This is a genomic window from Pseudomonas sp. PDM27 (assembly GCF_019219205.1).
GTDB classification, from domain to species: domain Bacteria; phylum Pseudomonadota; class Gammaproteobacteria; order Pseudomonadales; family Pseudomonadaceae; genus Aquipseudomonas; species Aquipseudomonas laurylsulfatiphila.
The window spans coordinates 245,445-252,272 of record NZ_JAHUWF010000011.1 but is presented as its reverse complement, the minus strand read 5'-3'; the positions used below and the strand labels follow the sequence as shown (position 1 = coordinate 252,272).

At 60.9% G+C, this 6,828-nt stretch carries 4 protein-coding genes; 2 read left to right on the top strand and 2 right to left on the bottom strand.

Annotated elements, in window-relative coordinates; all coding sequences use genetic code 11:
* Positions 1-253 precede the first annotated feature (253 nt).
* Complete coding sequence (locus KW838_RS22465) at positions 254-433, bottom strand: PA1571 family protein (RefSeq protein WP_007974065.1); 180 nt, start codon at positions 431-433, stop codon at positions 254-256.
* Between the two features lie 233 nt (positions 434-666).
* Between KW838_RS22465 and KW838_RS22460 the strand changes: the two genes are divergently transcribed.
* A complete protein-coding gene (locus KW838_RS22460; RefSeq protein ID WP_218503631.1) occupies positions 667-2,466 on the top strand; it encodes an ABC transporter transmembrane domain-containing protein in 1,800 nt (599 codons plus the stop codon).
* 129 nt (positions 2,467-2,595) lie between these two features.
* Here the strand turns inward: KW838_RS22460 and KW838_RS22455 are convergent, their stop codons facing one another.
* Positions 2,596-4,524 (bottom strand): transglycosylase SLT domain-containing protein, encoded by a 1,929-nt coding sequence (locus KW838_RS22455; RefSeq protein WP_102698742.1) that lies wholly within the window; start codon positions 4,522-4,524, stop codon positions 2,596-2,598.
* Positions 4,525-4,737: 213 nt separating this feature from the next.
* Here KW838_RS22455 and KW838_RS22450 point away from each other — a divergent pair, with 213 nt between their 5' ends.
* Positions 4,738-6,657 (top strand): ATP-binding cassette domain-containing protein, encoded by a 1,920-nt coding sequence (locus KW838_RS22450; protein ID WP_007974055.1) that lies wholly within the window; start codon positions 4,738-4,740, stop codon positions 6,655-6,657.
* Positions 6,658-6,828 lie beyond the last annotated feature (171 nt).

The following is a 6,828-nucleotide window of genomic DNA, read 5'->3' as shown; positions in this document are numbered from 1 at the left end:
GGACTCTCGATTCCAGGGCATGGTCAGGCACCTCCTGACCGTATTTCATACCTGTAAACGATGTCTCCGGTTTAAAACGTAAAGGATGTCTCCGGTTTCTACCCGAGCAAGCCCGCTCCCACAGGGGATTTGTGGTGCATATAGATCCAGTGTGGGAGCGGGCTTGCTCGCGAAGGGCGCCCCACAATGTCCAGACAGGCACCCATAAAAAACCCGGCCAACAATGGGCCGGGTCAAGAAGACGGTGGCTATATCACTCTTGTTCGGCAGGCTTGACCAATCGCTTTTCCAGTTCGCTGCAAGCTTTCTGGATCATTTCTTCAGTGATCGGTACTTCGCGGCCTTGCTCGTCGATAATCGAGCAGCCCAGAGACTGGTCTGGTTGCGTGCGGATCACTTGAATCTTGTCATCGCTGCTGTGTTGCAAGGACATGGCCTGTCTCCTCATCAGGTAGTGTGCTTACTGTAGAACCGCCAGGTGACCGGGCTATGACAACTCCCTGCGATCTTTCCGGGGGGACAGAACCAGTGCAGCAGAAATGCCTTCGCGTGGCTACCCGAACTTTAGACCAATAGCGTCTAGCCTCTAGTGTTGGTGGACATAATTAACCTGACTCATTGTGATTTGCAGCGAGCCACCCCATTGAGCGGTGTAGGCTGACCCTAATGATTGTCTTGTCCCGGAAGTTTGCGATGCTCTCTGCCCGTCACCGCCGTGCTGTTCGCCTGGCCAGTCGATTCATTGCGCCGTATCGCTGGCAGGCCTTCGGCGCCTTGCTGGCGTTGATCGTCACCGCTGGTATCACCTTGTCCATGGGGCAGGGCATCCGCCTGCTGGTGGACAAGGGGTTCATGACCCAGTCGCCACACCTGCTCAATCAGTCCATTGGCCTGTTCATGTTGCTGGTCATGGGGCTGGCGATCGGAACCTTTGCCCGGTTTTACCTGGTGTCGTGGATCGGCGAGCGCTGCGTCGCCGATATCCGGCGTGATGTGTTCAATCATCTGATTTACCTGCACCCGGGTTTCTACGAAGACAATCGCAGCTCCGAAATCCAGTCCCGCCTGACCGCCGACACCACGCTGCTGCAATCGGTCATCGGGTCTTCGTTGTCGTTGTTCCTGCGCAATCTGTTGATGGTGATCGGCGGGATCGTCCTGTTGTTCATCACCAACCCCAAGCTCACCAGTATCGTGGTGGTGGCCTTGCCCCTGGTGATCGCGCCGATCCTGATCTTCGGTCGCCGGGTGCGTAACCTCTCGCGCCTGAGCCAGGACCGGATTGCCGACATCGGCAGCTATGTTTCCGAAACCCTGGGGCAGATCAAGACCGTGCAGGCCTACAACCATCAGGTCCAGGACGAGCAACGGTTTGCCGTGACCGTGGAGGAGGCGTTCAACACCGCACGCAAGCGCATCTTCCAGCGGGCGTGGCTGATAACCCTGGTGATCGTGCTGGTCCTGGGCGCGGTCGGGGTGATGCTCTGGGTTGGCGGGATGGACGTCATCGCCGGGCGAATTTCCGCCGGCGAGCTGGCGGCGTTCGTGTTCTACAGCCTGATCGTCGGCAGTGCGTTCGGCACCTTGAGCGAGGTGATCGGGGAATTGCAGCGGGCGGCCGGCGCAGCCGAACGGATTGCCGAGTTGCTGCGTTCGGAAAACATCATCCTGCCACCGGTCGCAGGCGCGGTGACGCTGCCGGAACGGGTCGACGGCCACCTGCAGCTGCAAAATGTGCGTTTTTCCTACCCGTCGCGGCCGGAAAGTTACGCTGTCGACGGCTTGAGCCTGACAGTCAATGCCGGTGAGACGCTGGCGCTGGTGGGGCCCTCCGGGGCCGGCAAGTCGACGGTGTATGACTTGCTGCTGCGTTTCTACGACCCGGCCGAGGGGCGCATCCTGCTCGATGGCGTGCCGTTGACTCAGCTCGATCCGCTGGATTTGCGCCGCTGCTTCGCCTTGGTGTCACAGACCCCGGCGCTGTTTTTCGGCAGCATTGAAGACAATATTCGCTACGGCAATCCGCAGGCGACGCTGGCCGAGGTACAGGAAGCGGCAAAGATCGCTTACGCCCATGACTTTATCGAAGCCATGCCCAGCGGTTACCAGACTCATCTGGGGGATGGCGGTCTCGGCCTTTCCGGCGGCCAGCGCCAACGCCTGGCCATCGCCCGCGCGTTGCTGGTGGACGCCCCGATTCTGCTCCTCGACGAAGCCACCAGCGCCCTCGATGCCCAGAGTGAGCATTTGATCCAGCAGGCGCTGCCGAGCCTGATGAAGAATCGAACCACTCTGGTGATCGCCCATCGCCTGGCCACGGTTAAAAACGCCGACCGGATCGCGGTGATGGATCAGGGGAAACTGGTGGCGGTAGGGACGCATCAGGAACTGATTGCCAGCAATGCCTTGTATGCACGCCTGGCGGCCTTGCAGTTCAGTGACGGCAAGGCTACCGCCGAACTGTAGGAGCTGCCGCAGGCTGCGATCTTTTGATCTTCAAGACCCCTGACAAAAAAATGCCCGCATCAAACGATGCGGGCATTTTTTAGAGCAGGATCAAAAGATCGCAGCCTGCGGCAGCTCCTACATTACCGTTCATTGATCGTCGAAATACCGCTCATGCCAATCCACGATCGGCTGTGGCGAGTTGAGCTTCTGGCCGTAGATCACCGAGTACGACAGCACGTTTTGCACGTACTGGCGGGTTTCGTCGAACGGGATGCTTTCCACCCACACATCGAAACTCAGGTGGTCGGCACCGCGCAACCATTGGCGCACGCGACCCGGGCCGGCGTTGTAGGCGGCGGAGGCGAGGACGCGGTTGCCGTTGAACTGGCTGTGGACCTGGCTCAGGTAAGCGGCGCCGAGCTGGATGTTCTTGTCCGGATCGAACAGTTGCTGTGGCGAGCTATAGGGAATGCTGAACTTGCGTGCGGTTTCCTTGGCAGTGGCGGGCATCAGTTGCATCAGGCCCGAGGCGCCGACCCCTGAGCGGGCATCTTCCATGAAGGCGCTTTCCTGGCGAGTGATGGCAAACGCCCAGCTCGGATGCAGGCCGCGATTCTTCGCTTCACGCACCAGCGTATTGCGGTGGGCCATCGGGAAACGGATATCCAGATCGTCCCAATACTGCGCCTGGCTGATGGTGCGAATGGCCGGGAAGTACCATTTCAGGTCGTAGGCCAGTTTGGCCTGGGCAACCATCTCGTCACGGCTGAAGTGACGGCTGACGTGGTACCACTCGCGGCGACCGTCGACGATTTGCCCGCGAGCGTGGAACTCCAGGGCGCGACGTATGCCGGGGGTATTGCGCACTTTGTTGATCAGCGCCTGGCTCATCACCAGCGGCTTGTTGTTCAGCGAATAGGGCGACTGCGAGCGATCGGCGGCGAGGAAACCATAGAAATCGCGTTCGCGGGCCAGGTTCTTGTAGAGCGTCTGCACTTCCGGATTCTGCGGTTGCGCCAGTTCCAGGCTGCGGGCCTGCCAGTAGCGCCAGCGGTTGGTGGTGGCCAGGTCCTGGGGCAGCCGACGGGTCAACTGGTAGGCATCGTCCCAGCGCGCCAGGCGCAGGAGCAGGCGCAGGCGCCATTCGGAAACCGTGTTGTCGCGCAGCTCCGGATCGTATTTGGTCATGACGTCCAGGGCTCGGCCGTCGAAACGTTTGGCGAGGGTCAACCCGATTTCCCGGGCGATTGCGACTTTTTCGTCCCGGGAGAAGTGCATGCTGCTGGCGTAGCCATCGAGCAGGTTCATGGCCCTGTCCGGGTCCTGGCGAGCCAGGCGGCGCAGGCCGAGGCTGACCACGTCGGACATGGCTTCATCGGCCGGGGTGAAGCGCGACGGCTGGTTGAGCAGTTCCGGTTTCTGCGCGACGTCCACCAGCAAGCGACCGCGCGGGGCGAGGGTGGTCAAGCCGTTGACCAGGCTGTTGGCCAGCGGGTAGTTGCGCGCCTGGGCGGCGAGTTTCGCGCGTTCCCAGCGTTTTTGCTCGGTCAGCTGGCCATCGGCGGCCCACATGCCGAACAGGGCATCGCAGGCTTCGGGCTGGGATTTGCCGGTCAGCCAGAGCTTTTCGGTGTTGGCGTAACCTTCGGCCTTGAGGTTGTGACTGATCTGGTACTGCGCATTCAGGCAGTCCAGTTCGGTGAAGTTCATTTTCGGGTCGTAATACTTGACGAAGGTCGCCCAGTCGCCCCGGTCCGCCAGCCAGCGCAACCAGCGCAGTTTCATCCAGTTGGCCTGGGGCAGGTCGCCGTGTTCGGCGAGGAACTTCTCGATTTCGGCGTTGCTCGCGGTTTTCAGGCGCGCGGTCAGTTCGTCATAGGCCAGGTACGGTTCCAGCGGATAATCGGCGAGGGCCTGGCTGTAACGGAAATACGGGCCGGTATCACCCTTGGCCAGGGCGCGCTTGGCCTCATCGTAATATTGGCGTTGGGTGGACAGGTCCACCGCCTGGGCGGATTGAAACGCTGCGGCTGAAAGTAAAAAACACGACAAAAGATTGAAAAGGCGACTGCGCATGAGACGTCCAGGCAGAGAAAACATGGCAAGTGCGGGTCAGGCCCGCACTGAATTGTCTGTAGCTTAGCCTTTTGCCAGCAGCGGGCGAAAGCTTTGCGGGTCTTCCCGCATCAGTTCGCAACATTTGTCGTTCAGAGTGCTACGAGAGTGAAATTGCCGGCCTTCTGAAGCCTCAAGTCAGGTAGAATGCGCGCCCGGTTTTTGGAGAAGCTCATGACCCTGCTCAAATTCAGCGATGTGTCCCTTGCTTTCGGCGCTATGCCGTTGTTGGACAAGGTGTCCTGGCAGATCGCCCGTGGTGAGCGGGTGTGCATCATCGGCCGCAACGGCACTGGCAAGTCCAGCATGATGAAGCTCGTCAAGGGCGACCAGAAGCCCGATGACGGCTCCGTTTGGCGCGCACCCGGTCTCAAGATCGGCGAATTGCCGCAAGAATTGCCGGTGGCCGACGAGCGGACAGTGTTCGACGTGGTGGCCGAAGGCCTGGACGGCGTCGGTGCGTTGCTCGCCGAGTATCACCACCTGAGCCAGAACATCGTCACCGATGCCGACCTGGACAAGCTGATGCACGTCCAGCACGACCTCGAAGCCCGCGATGGCTGGCGCTTGCAGACCCTCGTCGACAGCACCCTGAGTCGCCTGCAACTGCCGGCCGACAAGACCCTCGCCGAATTGTCCGGCGGCTGGCGTCGTCGCGTCCTGCTGGCCCAGGCCCTGGTGTCCGAGCCGGACCTGCTGCTGCTCGACGAACCGACCAACCACCTGGACATCGGTGCCATCGCCTGGCTTGAAGAAGCACTGAAGGATTTCCAGGGCGCCGTGCTGTTCATCACGCACGACCGTTCTTTCCTGCAGAACCTGGCAACCCGCATCCTCGAACTGGATCGCGGCGGCCTGATCGACTGGAACGGCGACTACGCCAGTTTCCTCGTGCACAAGGAAGCCGCACTGGCGGCCGAAGAAACCGCCAACGCGCTGTTTGACAAGCGCCTGGCCCAGGAAGAAGTGTGGATTCGCCAGGGCATCAAGGCCCGTCGTACCCGTAACGAAGGCCGCGTACGCGCGCTGAAAGCCTTGCGCGTCGAGCGCAGCGAACGTCGCGAGCGGACGGGCAAGGCCAACATCCAGCTGGAAACCGCCGACAAGTCCGGCAAACAGGTCATGGTCCTTGATAACGTGAGCTTTGCTCACCCGGACGGTCCGTTCCTGATCAAGGACTTCTCCATGGTGCTGCAGCGCGGCGACCGTATCGGTCTGTTGGGTGCCAACGGTACTGGCAAGACCACGCTGCTGAAGCTGATGCTTAGCGGCTTGCAGCCAACCAGCGGCAAGGTGGAAGAGGGCACCAGGATCGATGTGGCCTACTTCGACCAGTTGCGCCATCAGCTGGATCTGGAAAAGACCGTGATCGACAACGTCGCCGAAGGTCGCGACTTCATCGATATCGACGGCCAGAGCCGCCACGTGCTGAGCTACCTCGGCGACTTCCTGTTCAGCCCGCAGCGTGCGCGCACGCCGGTCAAGGCGCTGTCCGGCGGTGAACGTGCCCGTCTGTTGCTGGCCAAGCTGTTCAGCAAGCCGGCGAACCTGCTGGTACTCGACGAACCGACCAACGACCTCGATGTCGAGACCCTCGAATTGCTCGAAGAGGTCTTGCTGACCTTCAACGGCACCGTACTGATGGTCAGCCACGACCGGGCATTCCTCGACAACGTGGTCACCAGCACCCTGGTCTTCGAAGGTGAAGGCAAGGTTCGCGAGTACGTCGGTGGCTATCAGGACTGGCTGCGCCAGGGCGGCTCGCCGCGCCTGCTGGGCGTGACCGAGAGCAAGTCCGGCAAGGCCGACCTGAACTCCGCCGTGGTGAAGGCCGAGCCGGCACCGGTTGCGGCGGCAGTCGAAGCGCCAGTGGCGAAGAAGAAGCTCAGCTACAAGCTGCAGCGTGAGCTGGAAGCGTTGCCCGGCGAGATCGAAGCCATGGAGCAGCAGATCGCTGCCGTTGAAGCGCAGATGGCCGACGCGGGTTTCTACCTGCGCCCGGCTGCCGAGACGGCTGCAGTGATTGCTCAACTGGCGCAGTTGCAGGCTGAACTCGACGTGATGGTCGAGCGCTGGGCCGAACTGGATGCCTGATTGATCCTGCAATAAAAAAGCCCGGCTTCACACACGTGAACGCCGGGCTTTTCATATGAAACGCAATCTGCGGGCTGTTGCAGATCCATTGTGGGAGCGGGCTTGCTCGCGAAAGCGGTTCAACATTCAACGAATATGTCGACTGTCACACCTCATTCGCGAGCAAGCCCG

Coding starts and splice junctions, on each gene's coding strand:
- KW838_RS22465 (WP_007974065.1), bottom strand. CDS start 433: ATGTCCTTGCAACACAGCAGCGATGACAAGATTCAAGTGATCCGCACG.
- KW838_RS22460 (WP_218503631.1), top strand. CDS start 667: ATGATTGTCTTGTCCCGGAAGTTTGCGATGCTCTCTGCCCGTCACCGC.
- KW838_RS22455 (WP_102698742.1), bottom strand. CDS start 4,524: ATGCGCAGTCGCCTTTTCAATCTTTTGTCGTGTTTTTTACTTTCAGCC.
- KW838_RS22450 (WP_007974055.1), top strand. CDS start 4,738: ATGACCCTGCTCAAATTCAGCGATGTGTCCCTTGCTTTCGGCGCTATG.